Origin of the sequence: Frankia sp. AgKG'84/4, from assembly GCF_023242965.2 — a bacterium.
Lineage (GTDB): Bacteria > Actinomycetota > Actinomycetes > Frankiales > Frankiaceae > Frankia.
Genome location: NZ_JALKFU020000034.1, coordinates 1 through 20660, shown reverse-complemented (window position 1 = coordinate 20660; position 20660 = coordinate 1). Strand labels below are relative to the sequence as shown.

General features: G+C 70.1%; 17 protein-coding genes. 15 read left to right on the top strand and 2 right to left on the bottom strand.

The genetic code is table 11. The features are described from left to right. The first annotated feature begins 704 nt into the window (after positions 1-704). Together MXD58_RS04730 and MXD58_RS04725 are read left to right on the top strand one after the other, a co-directional pair. On the top strand, positions 705-1823 hold the full coding sequence (locus tag MXD58_RS04730) for a phosphotransferase (RefSeq protein WP_248839832.1): 1119 nt from the start codon (positions 705-707) through the stop codon (positions 1821-1823). 253 nt (positions 1824-2076) lie between these two features. Continuing rightward, positions 2077-2757: a TetR/AcrR family transcriptional regulator gene (locus tag MXD58_RS04725; RefSeq protein WP_308301903.1), complete on the top strand. Its 681-nt coding sequence runs from the start codon at positions 2077-2079 to the stop codon at positions 2755-2757. Positions 2758-2858: 101 nt separating this feature from the next. Here the strand turns inward: MXD58_RS04725 and MXD58_RS04720 are convergent, their stop codons facing one another. Continuing rightward, positions 2859-3203, bottom strand: a complete 345-nt coding sequence (locus MXD58_RS04720) for a cupin domain-containing protein (protein WP_248818326.1) — start codon at positions 3201-3203, stop codon at positions 2859-2861. 193 nt (positions 3204-3396) lie between these two features. After that, positions 3397-4491, bottom strand: coding sequence for a phosphotransferase (locus tag MXD58_RS04715; RefSeq protein ID WP_248818327.1), 1095 nt, complete (start codon positions 4489-4491; stop codon positions 3397-3399). A 789-nt stretch (positions 4492-5280) separates the two neighbouring features. Between MXD58_RS04715 and MXD58_RS04710 the strand changes: the two genes are divergently transcribed. From MXD58_RS04710 to MXD58_RS04650, 13 genes are all read left to right on the top strand, one after another. Next, positions 5281-8103, top strand: a complete 2823-nt coding sequence (locus MXD58_RS04710) for an ABC transporter permease subunit (RefSeq protein ID WP_248839833.1) — start codon at positions 5281-5283, stop codon at positions 8101-8103. After that, positions 8100-9002: an ABC transporter ATP-binding protein gene (locus MXD58_RS04705; RefSeq protein WP_308301902.1), complete on the top strand. Its 903-nt coding sequence runs from the start codon at positions 8100-8102 to the stop codon at positions 9000-9002. Before MXD58_RS04710 ends, MXD58_RS04705 begins: the two co-directional genes overlap by 4 nt. A gap of 86 nt (positions 9003-9088) precedes the next feature. Beyond that, positions 9089-10213, top strand: coding sequence for an NDMA-dependent alcohol dehydrogenase (locus MXD58_RS04700; RefSeq protein ID WP_248839834.1), 1125 nt, complete (start codon positions 9089-9091; stop codon positions 10211-10213). Positions 10214-10431: 218 nt separating this feature from the next. Beyond that, positions 10432-11643 (top strand): CaiB/BaiF CoA transferase family protein, encoded by a 1212-nt coding sequence (locus tag MXD58_RS04695; protein ID WP_248839835.1) that lies wholly within the window; start codon positions 10432-10434, stop codon positions 11641-11643. Further along, the gene (locus tag MXD58_RS04690) at positions 11640-12065 is read left to right on the top strand and encodes a Zn-ribbon domain-containing OB-fold protein (RefSeq protein WP_308301901.1); all 426 of its coding nucleotides are present in this window, start codon (positions 11640-11642) and stop codon (positions 12063-12065) included. The genes MXD58_RS04695 and MXD58_RS04690 overlap by 4 nt, the downstream gene beginning before the upstream one ends. Further along, complete coding sequence (locus MXD58_RS04685; RefSeq protein WP_248839837.1) at positions 12062-13261, top strand: thiolase family protein; 1200 nt, start codon at positions 12062-12064, stop codon at positions 13259-13261. Before MXD58_RS04690 ends, MXD58_RS04685 begins: the two co-directional genes overlap by 4 nt. An 81-nt stretch (positions 13262-13342) precedes the next feature. Beyond that, positions 13343-14812, top strand: coding sequence for an aldehyde dehydrogenase family protein (locus tag MXD58_RS04680; RefSeq protein WP_248839838.1), 1470 nt, complete (start codon positions 13343-13345; stop codon positions 14810-14812). Between the two features lie 25 nt (positions 14813-14837). Next, positions 14838-16043 carry an amidohydrolase family protein gene (locus tag MXD58_RS04675; RefSeq protein WP_248839839.1) on the top strand — a complete coding sequence of 402 codons (1206 nt, stop codon included), beginning with the start codon at positions 14838-14840 and terminating at the stop codon, positions 16041-16043. After that, positions 16044-16259, top strand: a complete 216-nt coding sequence (locus MXD58_RS04670; RefSeq protein WP_248839840.1) for a ferredoxin — start codon at positions 16044-16046, stop codon at positions 16257-16259. Next, positions 16256-17041, top strand: a complete 786-nt coding sequence (locus MXD58_RS04665; RefSeq protein WP_248839841.1) for an SDR family NAD(P)-dependent oxidoreductase — start codon at positions 16256-16258, stop codon at positions 17039-17041. The genes MXD58_RS04670 and MXD58_RS04665 overlap by 4 nt, the downstream gene beginning before the upstream one ends. A 4-nt stretch (positions 17042-17045) precedes the next feature. Beyond that, entirely contained in the window at positions 17046-18293 is a 1248-nt protein-coding gene (locus MXD58_RS04660; RefSeq protein ID WP_248839842.1) for a cytochrome P450, read from the top strand. Between the two features lie 86 nt (positions 18294-18379). After that, positions 18380-18814 carry a nitroreductase family deazaflavin-dependent oxidoreductase gene (locus MXD58_RS04655; protein ID WP_248839843.1) on the top strand — a complete coding sequence of 145 codons (435 nt, stop codon included), beginning with the start codon at positions 18380-18382 and terminating at the stop codon, positions 18812-18814. Positions 18815-18891: 77 nt separating this feature from the next. Next, positions 18892-20535 carry an AMP-binding protein gene (locus MXD58_RS04650; protein ID WP_248839844.1) on the top strand — a complete coding sequence of 548 codons (1644 nt, stop codon included), beginning with the start codon at positions 18892-18894 and terminating at the stop codon, positions 20533-20535. Positions 20536-20660 lie beyond the last annotated feature (125 nt).

Genomic DNA, 20660 nt, shown 5'->3' with positions numbered 1-20660 from the left:
CCTGTCCTTGCACACCTAGGAAGAACTTGATACGGTGGCCACGCAGCTGAATGGGCGGCCGCGGGAGACGCTCAAATAAGCGAAGCCGGCCGAGGTCTTCGCCGAATTGCTGGAAAGTCATGCGTCGCCATGACCGTTTGATTCCGCCGGGATATTAGCCAGATGATCCTCGATGGATAATGACAGTCAGGCAGGTCCGTCTTGTCCTGCCATGTCGCCGATGTCGGCGTCGTCGTTGGTAGTGGGGACCTCGGACTGTCGGTATCGTTACCTCCCCCTGATCGTCATGTCGGATTGGATCTTTGATTATCCTTCTGCATGTGTTGCGGGTCACAAATGTCGCGGCGAGGCTCACCGCCTTCGATGCCAACGTCAACAACGGGTGGGACGTGACGGCCCGCCGCTGCCGCGCCCTCGCTGTGCTGGTCGTGGGCCGCGTCCATGGGTTGGTGTTGGCCGGCACGCCGGACGTTCGCCCTGTCTGGCGCGGAGGTTGGCGACCGGGCAATATTGACGTCGATGTTAATAGAACGCTATGTTGCCCGTCGTGGCTGAGGCGCCGCGTGCAGTCCCCAAGGCTGGAGGCGACATGTATCCAGATAGCTATTCGATTCCGCCGCGAATCGGACGAGTGCGGTGACCGCGGAACCATGGCGTCGGCACCCAGGAACGACGTTCACGCAACCGGGCGTCGGGCTGGAGCCATGAGCGGGGAGCCTGACGTGGGCGGGTCGGCCCACCCCTTCGGCGCAACCCGGGTCGTCGACGACCCGGCCGAGATCACGCCGGCGTGGATGACCGACGTCCTCCGTGCGGGCGGGAGCGACGTCGAGGTCACCGGCCTGCGCTACGAACCCGTCGGCACGGGACAGACCGCCGTCAGCTACCGCTTCCACCTCGATCTCAAGCCGGGCCAGACCAGCCGCGGGCCGCGGAGCGTGGTGGTGAAGATGGCCGCCGGCTCCACGGACGTCCGCCGTCGGCTGCGGCGCGCCTACCGCAGCGAGGTCGGCTTCTACGTCGCCTTCGCCTCGCGCGCGCTGATCCGGGTGCCCCACTGCTGGAGCGCCGCGCTCAGCGAGGACCGGCTGCGCTTCACCCTGGTGCTGGAGGACGTCCGGCCGGCACGGGCCGGCAGGCAGGTCGAGGGCTGCACGCTCGCCGAGGCGACCCTCGCCGTCGAGAACCTCGCGGGCCTGCACGCACCGTTCTGGAACGAGACGGACCTCGCGGCGCAGGCCGACTGGCTGATCGAGCTCGACGACGCCGGCCTGGCGATCCTCGGCAAGACGGCCGTCGCGGCCGCCGCCGACTTCACCGCGCGGTACCACGCCGATCTCGGGCCGCGCGACGTCGGCGTCCTTCGGCGCGCGGCCGAACTCGTCGCCGGCTGGGGGAATCGCATGTCGTCCCACCGGTCCCTGGTCCATGGGGACTACCGACTGGACAACCTCCTGTTCCTGGGCGACGGCGAGCAGCGGACAGTCGACTGGCAGACCGTCGAGGTCGGCCTGCCCGGCCGCGATCTCGCCTACTTCCTCTCCACCGCCCTGGCACCCGCCGACCGGCGGTCGCACGAGGCAGGGCTCGTTGCCGCCTATCACCGGCGCCTGCTGGCACACGGGGTCACCGGCTATTCCGCGGACGACTGCTTCGAGGACTACCGCTGCGGCATGCTGCAGGGACCGGTGATCACGATGATCGGCTGCGTCTTCGCGAGCGCCCCACGGACGGCCAGTTCCGACCGGATGTTCCTGTCGATGGCAGCCAACGTGTCGGCCGCCATCGACGAGCTGGGAGTGCTGGACCTGCTCGCGGCCTAGCTACACGATGGCCTGATGGGCGTGACGACCGCGTCACACCGTGGTGAGAGCCCTTGGTTCTACCGAGACGAGAAAGACCGTACCCCTAGTAGTGAGGGTATCGTTCTACCGAGGCGGTGACGCCGAGCCACGGACGATCGGCTCAGAGGCGCGCGGGCGGGTGCGGGCGGGTGCGGGCGAGCCTGGCACGTCTCGTGTTGGGTGTCGCTTCACGTCTCGGGACTTTGATGCGGGTGAGGACGGGTGCACTGTCGTGAGTGCTGACAACGTCTCGACGGTGCCCTGGGTCGAGCGAGCCGTTGACCGATCGCCGACGGTGCAGCGTTCGCGGACGCGCAGCATGCAGCAGGCGACGAATCTCGTCGAGGCCGCCGAGCGGTTGATCGCGACGAAGGGCGCCCGGTTCACGACCCAGGAGCTCGTGAAGGAGGCCGGTGTCGCGATGCAGACCTTCTACCGTCACTTCGCGGGCAAGGACCAGCTACTGCTGGCCGTGGTCGAAGATCTGATCACCCGTGAGGTCGCGGGCTTCCAGGAGGCCGCGAGCGGCATAGCGGACCCGCTCTCCCGACTGCGCAGCTACATCGTGGCCGCGCTGACCACCCTGGGCACCCAGAGCAGTGAGAGCGCCGGATCGCAGTTCATCACGACCGAGCACTGGCGGCTCCACCAGAAGTACCCGGAGGAGATGGCCCACGCCACCCGGCCGTTCGCGGACCTCGTCGCAGGTGAACTCGACGCGGCCAGGCAGGCAGGTCTGCTCGACCCGAGCGATGTGGAGCAGGACGCGGAGTTGGTGGCCAGGCTGGTCATGTCCGTTTATCACCACTACGCCTTCGCGACGGCCGCGGAGCCGATGGAGGTGATCGGCGAACGTCTGTGGAGGTTCTGCCTCCGAGGTCTTGGTGGCAACCCCAGCGGGGACGGTGCCTGACCGGGGTCGTGGATCGAGGCGGTCCCGTGCGCTGACGGCGGGAGTTCGCGTGACCGTACCGGCACCGGACAACGGAATGTCCGGTCATGGCCGAAGGAGGGTCAGCCGGCGGATTCGCCCGAGACCACGTCGCCTGTCCAACCCTGGGCGATCATCTTCTCGAAATGATCCATCACCATCTGCAGCGGTGCCGCTGGATTGAACTCGAGGCACTCGCTGTCCTCCTCGTAGATCAGCGAGTGACCGGCCGGGAAGAAGTACACATCTCCGGCCACCGCGACTTCCTCCGGCAGGTCGCTGCCCGGATACACCGCACGCAACCGACCGCTGAAGACGTAGCCGTAGTGCGGGCACGGACAGAGACCGTCCGGTAGTCCCTGATACGCCGGCGTGCAGTCCACTGCCCCGGTGACCGTGTAACCGACCTCCATCTCGCCCCACTGCACGGAACGAAACCCGGTACTCGGCCACCGGCCGCCACCGTTCGCCGGCAGTTCCGTCGCTCGGCTCACAGGCATTGTCACTACTCCATCGTCGGGTGGTGGGCGGAATCTGGCGATGGGGCCGATATCTATATCGACGTCAACATTAGCAACTATGGTGTTGGCCGGCAACCGGTGTTGGACGCCACCGGCCCGCTCACGGCGTGGGGATCGGGTCGACGGCGGTGAACGCGTGGTGGTCGGCGGCCGCGGTGCCGAGGCGTTCGAGGAGCACGCTGGTCACCTCCGGGTCGACCAGCTGGGTGATGCCCCACAGGTAGAAGCCGTACAGGATGCCGCGGCGAAGACCCAGCAGAGCGTCGTCCCACGAGGGTGCGGCGATGCCGGCGGCGCTCAGCCGGTCGAGATAGTGGCGCAGCAGATCCCCCTCGGTGCGTCGGCGGTCAGCCACCGTGAGGGCGGACGCGATGTGGTAGCCGACGTCGAGGTACCACGGACCACGCTGCACGAGCTGCCAGTCCGCGAAGGACGGCCGGCCGTCGCCGTCGAGGTAGAGATTGCCGACGTGCGGATCGCCGTGGATGACGCTCCACACCGGCGACGTCCGGGTGCCCTCGGCGAGGGCGCGGAAGGCGCTGACGAGCCGCTCGGCATCCCGCGTCCGCTCGGGGACGGCGGCTCCCACCCAGCTCTCGAAGTTGCCGCGGATCTCCCTGACCCCCCTGCCCGCGAGGAGTCCGGTCAGCCGTGGGTCGAGCCACCCGGCGCCGGCAAGCGAGGGATCACCCCAGGTCGCGGCGTGCAGCCTGGCCAACTCCGCCAGACTGTCCGCGGCCTGCTCCGGCGTGTAGGCGTACCGGCCGTCGAGGAAGACACCCCCGGCGGCGACCGCGTCCTCGGTGATGATCACGTTCGCGTCCGTGTCGGGATCCAGAGCTGAATACACGCTGCGAAGGGTGCGGATGCCGGTGGGCGCGGCCAGGTCCCGGTAGAAGCGGGCCTCCGGCTTCCCGGTGAACCGGACCGGCCAGCCGACCGCGGTGAAATAGCCCTTGATGCAGAGGTCCGGCGAGAGTCCGGCGGGGACTCCACCCGCGCAGTCGATGTGGAACCTGGCGTTGGTCGATAACCGGCTCACCACCGGGCCGCGGGTCACCGAGGTCACTTTGATCCCGGGAAACCGGGTGTCCAGGGCCGCAGTGATCCAGTCGGTGGATAACGCCTCGTCGAGATTCTCGGGAATACTGGGACGGCGGGCGGCAGGCAGGTCTCCCTGTGCGGGACCGGGCACGGTCACGTCCTCTCGGGGAAGGCGGTCGAAATAACGTTCTGAACCGTTGGACGACGATGGCATCATCGGCCGGAGCATTTTGTCGCGCGGCCTTTTGGATGGCGCGACGGCGCTCGGGATTGGTTTACCGAAAGTCGCCCGCGGCTCGACCGGAGCGTTCCTGGCAATAGTCAGAAAGGCCGGTGGGCCACACTGCGGTCGAGTCTGACGGCGGTGCCGCCGGCCGTCAACACGTCATCGCCGTCAGCGGTCGAGGTTCCGGGTCGGTGTGCGCCAGGGGCCGTCCCGGTCCGCCCGGCATGGACCAGGGAGCGGTGGGGAGTCGGGGGTCGAACCGGGCGCGGAGCCGGGGTGGTCGCCCCCGCGATCACGCGGCGCGCCGGCCGGTGGCGTGGTCTCCCGCCACTGGTCGGCGGCGTGCGACCAGTCGTGCGAAAGTCAATATTGACCCCGATGTTGACTTTCTCACGCCCGGTGGTCAGCATCGGTCTCCCGGGCGTGTCCAGTCGGCCTCGACGTGGGTCTTTGCACCGTAGCCCCATGCCCCGGCGGCGACGGAGTGCTGGGCGACAACGTGGCGCGGCGAGCCGACGCGCCGCAGGAAGGAACGGGCCGCATGGTACGGGCGGAGCGCTCGTCACACACGGACAGCTTCACGTTACCAAAAGTGGGTGGTGTGACCGGGACGGTCACGTACTCGAACGGGTCCGGCGGGACCAGGTGGCCTGCCGAGCCGGTCATCTCGGCGGTGCCGGTGCGCAACCAACAGGACACAGTCGGGAGTTCGCGATGAACCATATCGGCTCGCTCCTCCTCGGCCTGGGTAACGGCGGGGTGTACGCGGCGCTCGCGCTGGCGCTCGTCCTGACGTTCCGGAGCTCGGGAGTCATCAACTTCGCGACGGGCGCGATCGCCCTGTTCGTCGCCTACATGTACGCCTATCTGCGCAGCGGAGAGCTGCTCGTTCTGTTACCCGGGTTGCCGACCTCGGTGGACGTGGGTGGGGACTGGGCGTTCGCCCCGGCGCTGGTGGTCGCGCTCGGGTTCGGGGCGCTGCTGGGCGCGGTGCTGTACGGGCTGGTGTTCCGGCCGCTGCGCGACGCGCCGCCGCTGGCGCGGGCCGTCGCCTCGCTCGGCGTCCTGGTCGTGATCCAGTCGGTGATGGTGGTCCGGCTGGGTACCTCCCCGGTGAGCGTGGAGGCGATTTTCCCGGCGGACCGCTGGGAGTTCGGCTCGGTGACGTTGCTGTCCGACCGCTTCTACCTCGCCGCGACGGTCGTCGTGCTGACCGTCGTGCTCGCGGCGACGTACCGGTTCACCCGGTTCGGGCTGTTGACGCGCGCGGCCGCCGAATCGCAGCTCGGTGCCTACGTCAGCGGGATCTCCCCGGACCGGGTGGCGCTGTACAACTGGATGATCAGTGGCACGGTCGCCGGTGCGGCCGGCATCCTGATCGCCCCGCTGAGCCCGCTGTCGCCGACCACGTACACCCTGTTCGTGGTGCCGGCCCTCGCCGCGGCCGTCGTCGGCAACTTCCAGAACCTGATCGCGACGGTGGCTGCCGGTGTGATCATCGGGATGGTGCAGTCCGAGGCGCTTACGCTCGCCGCCGACCACTCCTGGATGCCGAGCTCGGGCTCGGCGGAACTCGTCCCCCTGCTTGTGATCATGGTTGCGCTGCTGGTCACCGGCAGGGGAATCCCCCTGCGCGGCGGGCTGGTCCGCCAACCCCTGGGGCGGGCACCCCGGCCGCGCAGGCTGACCGTGCCGACGTTGGTGGGCGCGGCGGTGGGCGTGGTCGCCCTCCTGGTCACGGACGGCACCTGGCGTGCGGCGGTGATCGCCACGTTCATCTTCGCGATCATCGGCCTCTCCCTGGTCGTCGTCACCGGCTTCGCCGGGCAGGTGTCCCTGGCGCAGCTCGCCCTGGCCGGCACCGCGGCGTTCACGCTGTCCGGGCTCACCCAGAGCTGGCACGTGCCCTTTCCGTTCGCGCCGCTGCTCGCCGCCCTCGCGGCCACCGTGCTCGGCGTGGTGATCGGGCTACCGGCGCTGCGGGTGCGCGGGCTGACGCTCGGGATCGTCACGCTCGCGTTGGCCTACGCGATCGAGGCCGTCTGGTTCCGTAACACCGACATCGTCGGGAGCGACGGCGCGAAGGTCGCCACGCCGAAGCTGTTCGGCTGGGATCTGGGTATCGGCACCGGCGGTGCCTTCCCGCGCATCCAGTTCGGGCTGCTGTGCCTGCTGGTCCTGGTCGCGGTCGCGTGGGGGGTCGCCCGGCTGCGGATGAGCGCGCTCGGCTCGGCGATGCTGGCCGTGCGGGCCAACGAACGCTCAGCCGCCGGGATCGGCGTCAACGTCGTCCTGGTCAAGCTGACCGCGTTCGCGATGGCCTCGTTCATCGCCGGACTCGGCGGCAGTCTGCTGGCCTACCGGCGCGGCATCGTCACCTACGACTCGTTCACCGCGATCGGCGGGCTCACGCTGCTCTCGACCGCCTACCTGGCCGGCGTCACCTCGGTGTACGGCGGCATCACCGCCGGCGTCGCCGCCGCCTCGGGTATCATCTTCCTCGCCTTGGACAAGTGGCTGAACTTCGGTGACTGGTTCTCGGTGGTCTCCGGACTCGGCCTGATCCTGGTCCTGATCTGCTACCCGGAGGGCGTCGCGAGCGCTGGACACGAGCTCGTCGCCCGCGTCGAGAAACGGCTGCGCGGCAGCCGCGGGCAGACCCCCGCCCCGGAGCGAGCCGCCGCGGCGGAGCCCTCGCGGGCCAAGGACGATCCGATCACCGCGGCGCAGGACGGCGCGCTGCCCCTGGCCGCCGCGGCCGAGGTGGACCCGGCGGTCGAGCCGAAGAGCACCGCGCCGCTGCGGGTCACCGGTCTCACCGTCCGGTACGGCGGGGTCACCGCCGTGTCCGACGTGTCGTTGACCGTCGAACCCGGAAAGATCGTCGGGCTGATCGGCCCGAATGGCGCGGGCAAGACCAGCGTCATCGACGCGATCACCGGGTTCGCCCGGGCCTCCGGTTCCGTGCGACTCGGTGCCGAGCGGCTGGACGGCGTCGCCTCCTACCTCCGGGTGAAACGCGGGCTGGCCCGGACCTTCCAGTCCCTCGAGCTCTACGACGACCTCACCGTCACGGAGAACGTCAGCGCCGCCCTCGCGGGTGTGCGCGGCGAGGAGCGCCACCGCACCCTGGCCGCCGCGCTGGAGCTTGTCGGCATCGCCGGCATCGCCGAGCGGCCAGCCGGTGAACTCAGCCAGGGCGAACGCCAGCTGGTGTCGATCGCGCGCGCGATCGCCACCCGCCCGGAGATCCTCCTGCTCGACGAACCCGCCGCCGGCCTGGACTCCACCGAGTCGGTCTGGCTCGGTGAGCGCATCCGCTCCATCAGTCGCAGCGGCGTCGGTGTGCTTCTCGTCGACCACGACGTGGCCCTCGTGCTCGACGTCTGCGACCACGTCTACGTTCTCGACTTCGGCAAGGTCATCGCCGCTGGCGACGCGGCGGCGATCCGCGCGGACCGGGCCGTCGCCGATGCGTACCTCGGCGACGTCCATGACGCCGAGACTCCCTCCGACATGCTGGTGGTGGCCCAGTGACAACCGGACTCCTGTGTGCGGGGCTGGCCGGGGGGCACGGATCCTCCGAGGTGTTCCGTGACCTCGACCTGACCGTCGAGCCCGGGACCGTGCTGACCCTGCTCGGGCCCAACGGCGCGGGCAAGACCACGCTGCTGCTCACCCTGGCCGGCGTGCTCCCGGCCCGCGCCGGGACGATCGAGGTCGACGGCGTGCGCCTGCCGAGCGGCCGGCCCCACGCCGCGAACCGCGCCGGCGTCGTCCTCGTTCCCGACAACCGGGTGCTGTTCACCAGCCTCAGCGTCGAGGACAACCTGCGGGCCGCGGCGCGCCGCGACGGGCCGAAGCCCCGCGCGATGCTGGAGACCTTCCCCGATCTGGAGAAGCGCTGGGACGTTCCCGCCGGCGCGCTGTCCGGCGGTGAGCAGCAGATGGTCGTGATGGCCCGGGCGCTGATCCAGAAGCCGAAGGTGCTGCTCGTGGACGAGCTCAGCATGGGCTTGGCCCCGCTGATCGTCCAGTCCCTGTTCCGGACCCTGCGGCAGGTCGCCGAGGAGTACGGCTGCGCGGTCGTGCTCGTCGAGCAGCACGTCCGCATGGCGCTGAGGATGGCCGATCAGGCCGCTGTGCTCAACCGGGGCGGGATCGTCCTGCGGGGAGCGGCGGCCGAACTCGCCGCCGATCCCCGGCGCATCGAGGCCGCCTACTTCGGCGTGCGCGACTCCGAGGACAAGTCGGTGGCCGAGCCGGTGGCCGTGGCCGAGGTCGAGCCGGTGGACAAGCCGGTGGCCGTGGACGAGGTCGAGCCGGTGGACAAGTCGGTGGCCGAGCCGGAGTCCAAGTCGGTGGCGGGGCCGGTGGCTGTGGACAAGTCCGAGGTCGCGGCTGAGAGCGAGGCCGGTGCCGCGGCCTCCAGCTGACCGACCTGGCCGGACCGCCTCCGCGGCGGTCCGGCGGGCGACGGTCATCCGATGACAACGAAACCCGATGACGTGGAGGTAACCTCGTGCTCACCAGGGCGGCGGTTCTGTTCGACCAGCCAGGAAGCTGGGAGATCGTCGACGTGGAGCTCGAGCCTCCGCAGCAGGACGAGCTGCTCGTCCGGATGGTGGCCGGCGGGATGTGTCACTCCGACGACCACATCGCGACGGCGGACCTGCCTCTTCCCGCGGGCGCGCTGCCGCTGGCGGGTGGGCACGAGGGCGCGGGGGTCGTCGAGGAGGTTGGTCCGCACACCTCCGGATGGAAGGTCGGCGATCATGTCGTCCTGTCCTTCCTGCCGGCCTGCGGGCTGTGCCGCTGGTGTGCCTCGGGCATGCAGAACCTGTGCGACAACGGTGCGCGCGTGCTGGGGGGCATGCGCGCCGACGGCAGCCGGCGGATGTCCCTCGACGGGCGTCCCATCGGGCAGGCCGCCGGCGTGGCGGCGTTCAGCGAGTACTCCACGGTCTCGGTGCGGTCGGCCGTCCGCTGTCCGGACGACGTCCCGTTGGAGCTCGCCTGCCTGACGAGCTGCGGGGTGCCGACCGGCTGGGGAGCCGCGGTCCGATCCGCCGAGGTGCGCCCGGGTGACGTCGTCATCGTCATGGGCGTGGGCGGGATCGGGATGAACGCCGTCCAGGGCGCGGCCCACGCCGGTGCCTCGACGGTGATCGCGGTCGATCCGGTCGAGTTCAAGCGGGCGGCGGCGCTGGGGTTCGGCGCCACCGATGCCGTCGCCACCATGGCCGAGGCGACGGACATCGCCCGCGGGCTCACCAACGGTCAGGGTGCGGACTCCTGCATCATCTGCGTGGGTGTGACCAGCGGTGACCAGGTCGCGGCGGGCGTCGACGCGATCCGTAAGGCCGGCACGTGCGTCCTGGTCGGCATGGGCAAGGCCGCGCAGGACGTGGGCATCCCGATCTCCGTGCGTCATCTCGTCCTGTACCAGAAGCGGCTGCAGGGTTCGCTGTTCGGCGCCTCCAACCCCTCCCGGGACATTCCCGCGCTGCTGGAGCTCTACCGCCAGGGGCGATTGAAGCTGGACGAGCTGATCACGACACGGTATGCCCTGGATGAGATCAACAAGGGCTACACGGAGATGCGTGCCGGCACGAACATCCGCGGAGTCGTGATTCACGGAAAGTAATCGTACGGGTGGCATCCGTATGTGGTCGGGTATGGCTGGTGGGCGGCGATGTCGCGGCCTCGGTGGGGTTGTCTTCTGCCGTCGGGTCGGGACGTGAGACGTTAAGGTAGAACGTCATTCTACTTTCTTGGAAATGAAATATTTCCAAGTCAGAGAACATTGGTCTAAAGTCGAGTGGACAGTCGCGCCGAGATGGCGGCTGGGTCAGGAGGTGCGGAGTGGGTGCAGGTGCGTTCGAGGGCGTGCGGGTCGTCGAGCTGGCGCAGTGGGTCTTCGTCCCCGTGGCGGGGGCGCTGCTGGCCGACTGGGGTGCGGACGTCATCCGGATCGAGCGGCCCGAGGGTGATCCGTACCGTGCACTGGCCACCCAGGGCATCGGGAGTGAACGCCGCGGGGTGAACCTCTCGATGGCGTTGGCCAACCGGGGCAAGCGGTCGGTCGCCCTGAACCTGGCCACTGACGAGGGGCGCGCCCTGCTGGACGAGCTCCTGGAGACGGCCGACGTCTTCCTCACCAACTTCCGGCCGGGGGCGCTGCGCCGGCTCGGGCTCGACGCCGAGGAGCTGACGCGACGCTTCCCGCGCCTCGTCTACGCGCGTGGCCACGGGTTCGGAGTGCGCGGGCCCGGGGCCGACCGGCCTGGCTACGACTCGTCCGCGTTCTGGGCGCAGGGCGGGATGGCGCATGTGCTGAGCCCGCCGGACCGGCACCTGCCGATCGGTCAGCGCGGGGCGATGGGCGACCGCAACGCCGCGATGTCGCTGGCCTTCGGGGTGGCCGCCGCGCTGCTGGGGCGCCACCGCACCGGGCGCGGGTCCGTCGTGGACGTGTCGCTGCTCGCCACCGCGATGTGGACGCTGTCCTCGGACGTGCTCGCCGCCATCGCCGGCGGCCGGCCCCGTGCCGCGACCGGCACCGAGGCCTACGTCAACCCGCTGGTCGGGGTGTACCGGACGAAGGACGGCCGGCACATCCAGCTGGTGTTCCTGGAGGCCGACCGCTACTGGGCCGGGTTCTGCCAGCTTCTCGGGCGCGAGGACCTGGGCGCCGACCCGCGTTTCGCCGACCTGGCCGCCCGGGCCGCCCACCGCGACGAGTGCGTCACCGCGCTCGCCGCCGAGTTCGCCACCCGCACCTTCGGCGAGTGGAAGGACCTGCTGGACGGCTTCGACGCCCCGTGGGCGCCCGTGCAGGCCGTGGAGGAACTGCTCGACGATCCGCAGGTCCTGGCGAACGACTACCTCGGCGAGGTCGCCCTCGACGGCGGCTCCTCGTACACGCTTCCCACCGGACCCGTCCAGTTCGACGAGCGCCCGCCCGTGCTGCGGGTGGCGCCCGAGCACGGCGAGCACACCGAGACCGTGCTGGTCGACCTCGGCCACTCGTGGGAGAAGATCATCGAGTTCAAGGACGCCGGGGTGATCCCGTGAGCACCCCACGGCCGTTACCGGTACCGGACGAGGTCTCGGCGCCCTACTGGGCGGCGGCCGCCCAGCACACCCTTGTCATCGCCCGATGTTCGCGGTGCGCCTCGTTCGTCCTGCCCCCGGGCCAGACCTGCCCGCACTGCCACAGCGTCGACCCGCGGTTCCGGTTCGAGCCGGTCAGCGGCACGGGCACGGTGCGCTCGTGGACGGTCGTCCGCCAGGCGTTCCTGCCGGGCTTCGACGCTGAGGTCCCCTTCGTTCTCGTGGACGTCGAGCTGACCGAGCAGTCCGAACTGCGGATGATCGGTCGGCTGCTCGACGGACCGGCCGCGGCCCTGCGCCTCGGCGACCGGGTGAGCGTGGCCTTCGAGGATGTCGCGCCGGGTGTCTCGATCCCCGCGTTCACGCTGGGGGCGCCGGCATGAGCGGCCGGTTCGGCGCGAGCAACCAGGTCGCCCTCGTCGGCTACGCCCACAGCGTCGTCCAGCGCCACGCCGCGGCGCCCCTCGGTGTCCTCACCCTCGACACCGCCCGCCGGGCGATCGCCGACGCGGGCCTGCGGACCGACCAGATCGACGGCTTCGTGACCGCCCCACTGTTCCCGACCGCCGGCGCCCACGCCGTCGAGGACGGCGTCAGCACCGTCTCCGCCACCTGGCTGGCCGACAACCTGGATGTCCGGCCCCGCTACGCCGCCGGCTTTCAGGGGATCGGGCAGATGCCGGGGGCGGTGGCGGTGGCGGTCAACGCGATCGCCGCCGGCGCCGCCGACTACGTGGTGCTGCACCGGGCCATGCACAACCCGCCCGGCCGCTATCACGGCAACCCGATGACCTCGGCCGGTGGAGCACAGCAGTGGACGGCGCCGCAGGGCTACTTCGGCCCGCTGTCGATGATCGCGCTGCCCTACAACGAGTACGTCCAGCGCTACGGCGCCAGCCGCGAGGCGATGGCCGCCGTCCTGGTCGAGGCCCGGCGCAACGGCGCCCGGCTGCCCTGGTCCTACTGGCACGGGCGGCCGCTGTCGGCCGAGGAGTACCTGGCCGAGCCGATGATCAGCGATCCGATCTGCCGGTACGACTGCGACATCCCGGTCGACGGCGTGGCGGCCTTCGTCCTGACCTCCGCGGCCCGCGCCGCCGACCTGCCGCATCGACCGGTCTACGTCTCGGGCTACGCCACCAGCGCACCCGCGACCCGGCGGCTGCCCCTGCACTGGCCGCTCGACGACATCATGGCGGTCGGCCGGGAGACGACCCGGCGGCTGTGGGAGAGCGCCGGCGTGGGCCCGACCGAGGTCGACCTGCCGCAGGTCTACGACGGGTTCTCGCCGTTCGTGTACTTCTGGCTCGAGACGCTCGGTCTCTGCCCGCCCGGCGAGGCACATCGTTTCGTGCTCGACGGTGGCATCGACAGCGACAGTCCCAAGGGCCTGCCGGTTCTCTCCGGCGGCGGAGCCCTGGGCAACGGCCGGATGCACGGTGTTCCCCAGATGCTGGAGTGCTATCTCCAGCTCGCGGGCCGGGCCGGTGAACGCCAACGCACGGCGACCATCGGCGTCGCCTGCCAGTCCTCGCCGCACTACGGCGGGGCGGTCGTGTACAGCGCGGAGCGGTTTTGAGCGCCGCCGCCGCGGGCCCGCAGTCGCCGCCGTGCCGTCCCGCGCCCGCGGCGCAACCAGTCCGGCAGAAGGGGAGCGACCGTGTCTGAGGTTCTTACCGAGCGGCGCTCGTATGTGGCCGGTAGCTGGATCACCGGCGAGGAGACCCTCGCCGTGGAGAACCCGGCCGAGGAGACGACGTTCACCGAGGTGGGCGTGACGCCGCTGGCCGAGATCGAGCGTGCGATCCTCGCCGCCCGCCGCAGCTTCGACGAGGGAACGTGGGCGCGGGCCCCCCGGGAGCACCGTGCCCAGGTCATCGGCGCCTTCCTCGACGCCGTGGAGGCGTCCCGCGACGCTCTGATCGCGACCATGGTCGCCGAGGCCGGCCAGCCGGTGCAGTTCGCCGAACAGGCGCAGTACCTCGCCGGCGTGGCCCTCGGTCGCAACACGATTAAGCTGTACCTGTCGATGCCGGACGAGGACTTCAACCCGGTACCCCTCGACGATCTCGTCCGTGGCGGCACCACCCTGAGCATCCGACGCTACGAGCCGGTCGGCGTGGTGTCGGCGATCACGCCCTACAACGGTGCGATCATCATGGCCTTCCAGAAGCTCATCCCCGCACTGCTGGCGGGCAACTCGGTGATCCTGCGGCCCAGCCCGCTGACGCCGCTGTCCTCCCTGGTGTTCGGCATCGCGGCGCAGGCCGCCGGGCTGCCGCCGGGGGTGCTCAGCGTCGTCAACGAGGCCGGCGCGGCCGGCGCGGAGCTGCTCACCTCCCATCCCGCCATCGACATGGTCTCGTTCACCGGCTCCACCGCGGTCGGCCGGCGTATCCTCGCCCAGGCCGCGTCGACGGTGAAGCACGTGGCCCTCGAACTCGGCGGCAAGTCGGCGCAGATCTACCTGCCGGACGCGGTGGAGCGGGCCGCCGCCGGCGCCGCCGCGGTGGTCGCCCTCACCAGCGGGCAGGCCTGCGTCGCCGCGACCCGGATGCTGGTGCCGCAGGACCGCAAGGACGAGGTGGTCGAGTCGGTGTCGCGGATGTACGCCGCGCTCACGGTCGGCCCGCCCACGCAGGCGGGCACGATGCTCGGCCCGCTGATCAATGCCGCGGCGCGCGAGCGGTGCGAGCGTTATGTCGCGCTGGCGCAGGAGCACGGCGGCAAGGTCGCGTTCGGCGGTGGCCGGCCGGCCGGGCTCGACCGCGGCTACTACTTCGAGCCGACCGTCCTCGACGTGCCGGACAACACCAACCCGGCGGCCCAGGACGAGATCTTCGGCCCCGTCCTGACCATCATCGGCTACCGCGACGTCGACGACGCGGTGCGGATCGCCAACGACAGCGAGTACGGCCTGTCCGGTCAGGTGTACGGCGCGGACGTCCCGGCGGCGCTCGCGGTCGCCCGCCGGCTGCGGACCGGGGCCGTCGCGGTCAACCGCGGGCTGTTCAGCGCCTACGCGCCGAGCGGCGGCTACGGGCAGAGCGGCCTCGGCCGTGAGCGCGGGCCGGATGGCATCAGGTCGTTCCAGGAAGTCAAGCACGTGTCCGTCGGCGACCTTCGCTGACCTCGCCCCGAAACGGAGGAGCACCATGACCGATCTGAACCTCGACTGGCTGATCTCGGTGGACGACCACGTCCTGGAGCCGCCGAACCTGTGGCTCGACCGGATCGCCAGCAAGGACCACGACCGTGCCCCGCACATGGAGTTCGACGACAAGGGCATGGACTTCTGGGTCTACGACGGCAAGAAGTTCCCCAGCTCCGGCCTGAGCGCGGTGGTCGGGAAGTCGAAGGAGGAGTTCAGCCCCGAGCCGCTGCCCTACAGCGAGATGCGGCCGGGATGCTACGACGCGAAGGCCCGGCTCGAGGACATGGACCGGGCCGGCATTCTGGCGTCGCTGTGCTTCCCGACCATCACCCGGTTCTGCGGGCAGCTGTTCATGGAGGCCAGCGACCGCGAGTTCGGCTTCCAGTGCCTGCAGGCCTACAACGACTGGATGATCGAGGAATGGTGCGGCGGCGCGCCGGGGCGTTACATCCCGCTGGTGCTGATCCCCATGTGGGACCCGCCGCTGGCCGCCCGTGAGCTGGAGCGCTGCGCGGCCAAGGGCGCGACGGCGTTCGCGTTCTCCGAGAACCCGGAGCCGCTGGGGCTGCCGACCATCCACGACCCCAACGGCTACTGGGAGCCGGTGATGGCCGCGGCGAACGACCTCGAGATGGTCGTGTCGATGCACGTCGGCTCGTCCTCGCAGCTCCCGCAGATCTCCCGGGACGCGCCGTTCATGGCCAACCTGGCCTGGGGCGCGACGCGGACGTCGGGAACCATGCTGGCCTGGCTGTTCAGCGGAATTTTCCAGCGGTACCCGAACCTCAAGATCGCGCTGTCGGAGGGTGAAGTCGGCTGGATCCCGTACTTCCTCGAGCGGGCCGAGCAGGTCATCGACAAGCAGCGGTTCTGGGTGCAGCGCGGGGTCACGTTCGGAGACCATGCCGCCGCGGGCGCCCTCGACCTGAACACCTTCGACATCCGGGCCACGTTCCGCGACCACGTCTTCGGCTGCTTCATCGAGGACGCGCACGGTATCGCGAGCATCGGCGAGATCGGCGAAGACAACATCATGTGCGAGACCGACTACCCGCACTCCGACTCGACCTGGCCGAACTCGATCACGGTCGTGAAGAACCTCATCCAGCACCTTTCGCCGGAACTCCAGTACAAGATCCTTCGTGGCAACGCCGAGCGGCTCTACCGCTTCACCCCGGCGGCCCCACCCGTACTGGCGGGCGTCTGAATGTCAGCGGACCAGGGGGTCGCCGTCGTCGACCGGACTCGGTGCGTCGGTAGCGGGATGTGCATCGTCTACGCCCCCGGGACCTTTGCCCATGACGCCGAGGTCAAGGCAGTGGTGCTCGATCCCCCCGGAGATGACCTGGAGACGATCGAGACCGCGATCGAGGCTTGTCCCACGAGCGCGCTGCGCCTCGGGGGAGAGCAGGAGGAACAGTGACAGCGTTACTCGAAGGTCGAGCCGCGATCGTGACCGGCGCCGGTTCCGGCGTCGGTCGCGCCTCGGCACTGCGGTTCGCCCAGGAGGGCGCCCGGGTTGTCTGCGCCGACATCGACCTGGCCGGCGCCAAGGAGACGAGCCGCCTCATCGAGGCGGCCGGCGGCACGGCCTTCGCCGTGGCCTGCGACGTCTCCCGTGAGGACGACGTGGTGGCGGCGATCGCCGCCACCGTCGAGCGGTACGGCCAGCTCGACATCATGTTCAACAACGCCGGCATTCCGACGCCGCGCCTCGGCGCGAAACTCGAGGACCACAGCGTGGCGGAGTTCGACCGGCTGACGTCGGTCAACCTGCGCAGCGTCTTTCTGGGCTCCAAGTACGCGGTGCTGCAGTTCAAGAAGCAGGGCGGCGGCGGCGTCATTCTCAACACCGGTTCCGTGGCCGGGCTCGTCGCCTGGGGCGGCGCCGCGTACAGCGCGACCAAGGGCGGTGTGCACCAGCTGACCCGCAGCGTCGCGATCGAAGGGGCGCCGTTCGGTATCCGGGCGAACGCCATCTGCCCGGCGGGCATGCCGGCCACGAACTTCATGACCACCGGCGGTCTGCCGGACGATGCCGACGCGCGGGAGGCGACCACCCGAGAGGTCGGCGCGTCGCATCCGCTGGGTCGGCCGATCACGGCCGAGGACTGCGCGCAGGCCGCGGTCTTCCTGGTGTCGGATCAGTCGGCCAACGTCACCGGCGTCCTCGTGCCGGTCGACGGCGGATATGTGGCGAGGTGATCCGGTGACCACTGTGCAGGGTTTGAACCGGGACCGACTCAAAGAGCTGTTCGACCTTCGAAGCAGCTACAACACCCTGATGGGTGGGGATTTCCAGACGGACCCCTATCCCCTCTGGGCGCGGCTGCGGGCCGAGGCGCCGGTGCACGACGGCACGGTGCACCGGCTGAGCGGCTATTCCGGGGAGGCGTTCTTCCAGGGACTGCCGTTCCCGGAGGTGCCGCACTTCTCCGCGTTCACCTTCGCCGCCTGCGACGCGGCGCTGCGTGACGAGGTCACCTTCGCGTCGTCACCGACGGTGCTCGGCGAGAGCAGCGAGACACCCGGCTTCGAGACCAGCATGCTCTCGATGAACGGCGCGATGCACCGGCGCTACCGCGCGCTCGTCCAGCCGTCCTTCGTTCCCGCGAAGGCCGGCTGGTGGATCACCAAGTGGATCGAGGAGACGGTCCAACTGCTGGTCGACGGCCTCGTCGATCAGGGCCGGGCGGAGCTCAACGTCGACTTCTGCGCGGCCATCCCGATCCTGACGATCACCCACAGCTTCGGCATCCCGATCGAGCAGGCGCTGGAGGTGCGCGCGTCGCTGAGCCAGCCTGCCAAGATCGCCGCCATGCTCGCGCCGATCGTCGCGGCCCGCCGCGAAGACCCGCAGGACGACCTGATCAGCGTGCTCGTCCAGGCCGAACTGCGCGACGAGGACGGCGTCCACCAGCGGCTCTCCGACCTCGAGATCTACTCCTTCGCGATCCTGCTGCTGCTGGCGGGCTCCGGCACGACCTGGAAGCAGATGGGCATCGTCCTCACCGCCCTGCTCGAGCGGCCGGAGCTGCTGGCGGCCGTGCGGTCGGACCGGTCGCTGCTGCGGCCGGCCATCGAGGAGGCGTTGCGGTGGACGCCGACCGACCCGATGTTCTCCCGCCACGTCACCCGCGACACCGAGTTCTTCGGCAAGCACCTGCCGGCGGGATCGGTGCTGCACCTGTGCCTCGGCGCCGCCAACCGCGACCCCGCACGGTGGGACCGGCCCGACGAGTTCGACCCGCGCCGGCCGGTCAAGCGTTCCCTCGGCTTCGGCGGCGGTTTCCACATCTGCCTCGGGATGCACGTCGCCCGGGCCGAGATGCTCGTCGGCATCGGCGCGCTGCTCGACCGGCTGCCCAACCTGCGGTTGGACCCCGACGGCCCGCAGCCCCGCTACATCGGCATGTACGAGCGTGGGGCCACCGAGATTCCCGTCGTCTTCGGCTGACGGGGGATCGGCGTCACGAGGGCCCGCGGCGATGTCCGCCGCGGGCCCTCGCCGGCGAACAATCGAGGATCACAGGAGGCAGGCGCGTGACCGAGCAGAACTACCAGGCCCCGGATCTGAACCTGGTCGGAGCCGAGCATGTGCGGCGCTACCAGGAGACCAACGGCGAGGTGGGCTACGAGTGGAACGGTGCGCACGCGCTGCTGCTCACCACCATCGGCCGTCGTAGCGGCGAACCCCGCACCAACGCCCTCATCTTCGCCCGGGACGGTGCCGACTACCTGGTCGTGGCCTCGCTGGGTGGGGCTCCGAAGGACCCCCTGTGGTACGGGAATCTCGTCGCGAACCCCAGCGCCAGGATCCAGGTCCGCGATGAGCACCTGTCGGTGACGGCGCGCACCGCGACCGACGAGGAACGGCCCCGGCTCTGGAAGATCGTCTCGACGGAGTGGCCGAACTACAACGTCTACCAGCAGCGGACCGACCGGAAGATTCCGGTCGTGGTGCTGTCGACGTCCTGAGCGCCGCGAGGGCCCGCCGGCGGCTGGCCGCGGTGCGGATATCGACGGTGACATCACTGTAACGCGGAGGATACGCGGTGGCAGAACAACGATGGGAAACCCGGTCGGTGCCGAGCACCCTCGCGGACCGGTGGCGTCAGGAAGGCCTGTGGGACGACCGGACCCTCGGGTCGAAGATCGACGAAGCGCTTCGCAGGTATCCGGACCAGATACTTCGGATCCACTCCGAGGACCGTCCGTGGGAGGGCACCTTCGCGGAGCTGCATACCCGGGCGTTAGGCCTGGCGGGCGGACTGCGGGAATGCGGCGTCGGCCCGGGTGACACGGTCGCCTTCCAGCTGCCCAACTGGGTGGAGGCCGCGGTCACGTTCTACGCGACGAGCATGCTGGGTGCCGTGGTGGTGCCGATCGTGCATTTCTACGGTCCCAAGGAAGTCTCCTTCATCCTGCGCCGGACCGAGGTGGCGGCGTTTGTCTCCGCCGCCACCTTCCGCCGTCGGGACTATCTCGCCGACCTGCCGCAGGCGTGCGCCGACGTCCCCTCGCTGAAGGCCGTGCTGGTGGTCGGCGAGGGCACGCAGCCCCTGCCCGCGGGCGCGCGTGCGTTCGCCGAGCTGGAGAAGGGCCCGGCCCTGCCGGGTGTCGTCGCGGTGGACCCGGACGCCCCGGCGCTGATCGCGTACACCTCGGGCACCACCTCGGAGCCCAAGGGTGTCATCCACTCCCACAACACCCTCGGATGCGAGGTGAGCCAGCTCGGCGCGATGGACGCCGGCGGTGGCATGTCGGCGGTGACCGGCACCCCGCTCGGCCACTTCATGGGCATGCTCGGCGGCCTGCTGATCCCCCTGCTGCGCGGTGATCAGATCAACGTGATCGACGTGTGGGATCCGGCCCGCGTCCTGGCCGTCATGAAGCGGTACGGGCTGTCCTCGGGCTCCGGCGCGACCTACTTCCTGACCAGCCTGCTCGATCACCCCGACTTCTCCGACGAACACCGTGAGCTGCTGAAGTTCGTCGGGCTGGGCGGCGCGGCCGTGCCGCCGGCGATCACCGAGAAGGCGGCGGCGGCGGGCGTCTCGGTCGTGCGGATGTACGGCTCGACCGAACATCCCTCGATCACCGGCACCCACCATCACGATGACGAGCACGCGCGGCTGCGCACGGACGGGCGGCCCCTGAGCGGCGTCGAGATCAGGCTGCTGGACGACGACGGCCAGCCGACCCCCGTGGGCCAGCCCGGCGAGATCTGGTCGCGGGGACCGGACTGCTGCCTCGGCTACACCAACCCGGTGGTGACGGCGGCGATGTTCGACGCGGATGGCTGGTACCGCACCGAGGACCTGGGTGTCCTCGATGCCGAGGGATGTCTGACGATCACCGACCGCAAGAAGGACATCATCATCCGCGGCGGCGAGAACGTCAGCGCCGCCGAGGTCGAGGAACTCGTGCTGGAGACGATGCCCGACGTCATCGAGGTCGCGGTCGTCGCGGTGCCCGACACCCGCCTCGGCGAGAAGGTCTGCGCGGTGGTGCGGCTGGCGCCCGGGGTGGGGGAGCCGACCGTCGAGGACACCCGGCGGCTGCTGCTCGACGCCGGTCTGGGCCGCCAGAAGCTGCCCGAGTACGTCGAGACGGTCGAGGACTTCCCCCGGACGTCGACCGGAAAGATCGTCAAGGCTGAGCTCCGGCGCACCCTGGCGGCTCGTTACCAGGTATAGGAAGTCGGCATGAAAAAGAGGCCGGGGGGCCCGTCGTGGGTACTGGCCGCCCGCCCCTCTGTGTGTCGTCCGTACAACACATGAACTGGCAGGCCGCGGGGTCCCCGTAGCTGGCGGGGCTTTCC

Bases quoted from the DNA above. Each gene is read 5' to 3' on its own strand.
- MXD58_RS04730 (WP_248839832.1), top strand. From the start codon at position 705: ATGAGCGGGGAGCCTGACGTGGGCGGGTCGGCCCACCCCTTCGGCGCA.
- MXD58_RS04670 (WP_248839840.1), top strand. From the start codon at position 16,044: ATGTCAGCGGACCAGGGGGTCGCCGTCGTCGACCGGACTCGGTGCGTC.
- MXD58_RS04675 (WP_248839839.1), top strand. From the start codon at position 14,838: ATGACCGATCTGAACCTCGACTGGCTGATCTCGGTGGACGACCACGTC.
- MXD58_RS04685 (WP_248839837.1), top strand. From the start codon at position 12,062: ATGAGCGGCCGGTTCGGCGCGAGCAACCAGGTCGCCCTCGTCGGCTAC.
- MXD58_RS04710 (WP_248839833.1), top strand. From the start codon at position 5,281: ATGAACCATATCGGCTCGCTCCTCCTCGGCCTGGGTAACGGCGGGGTG.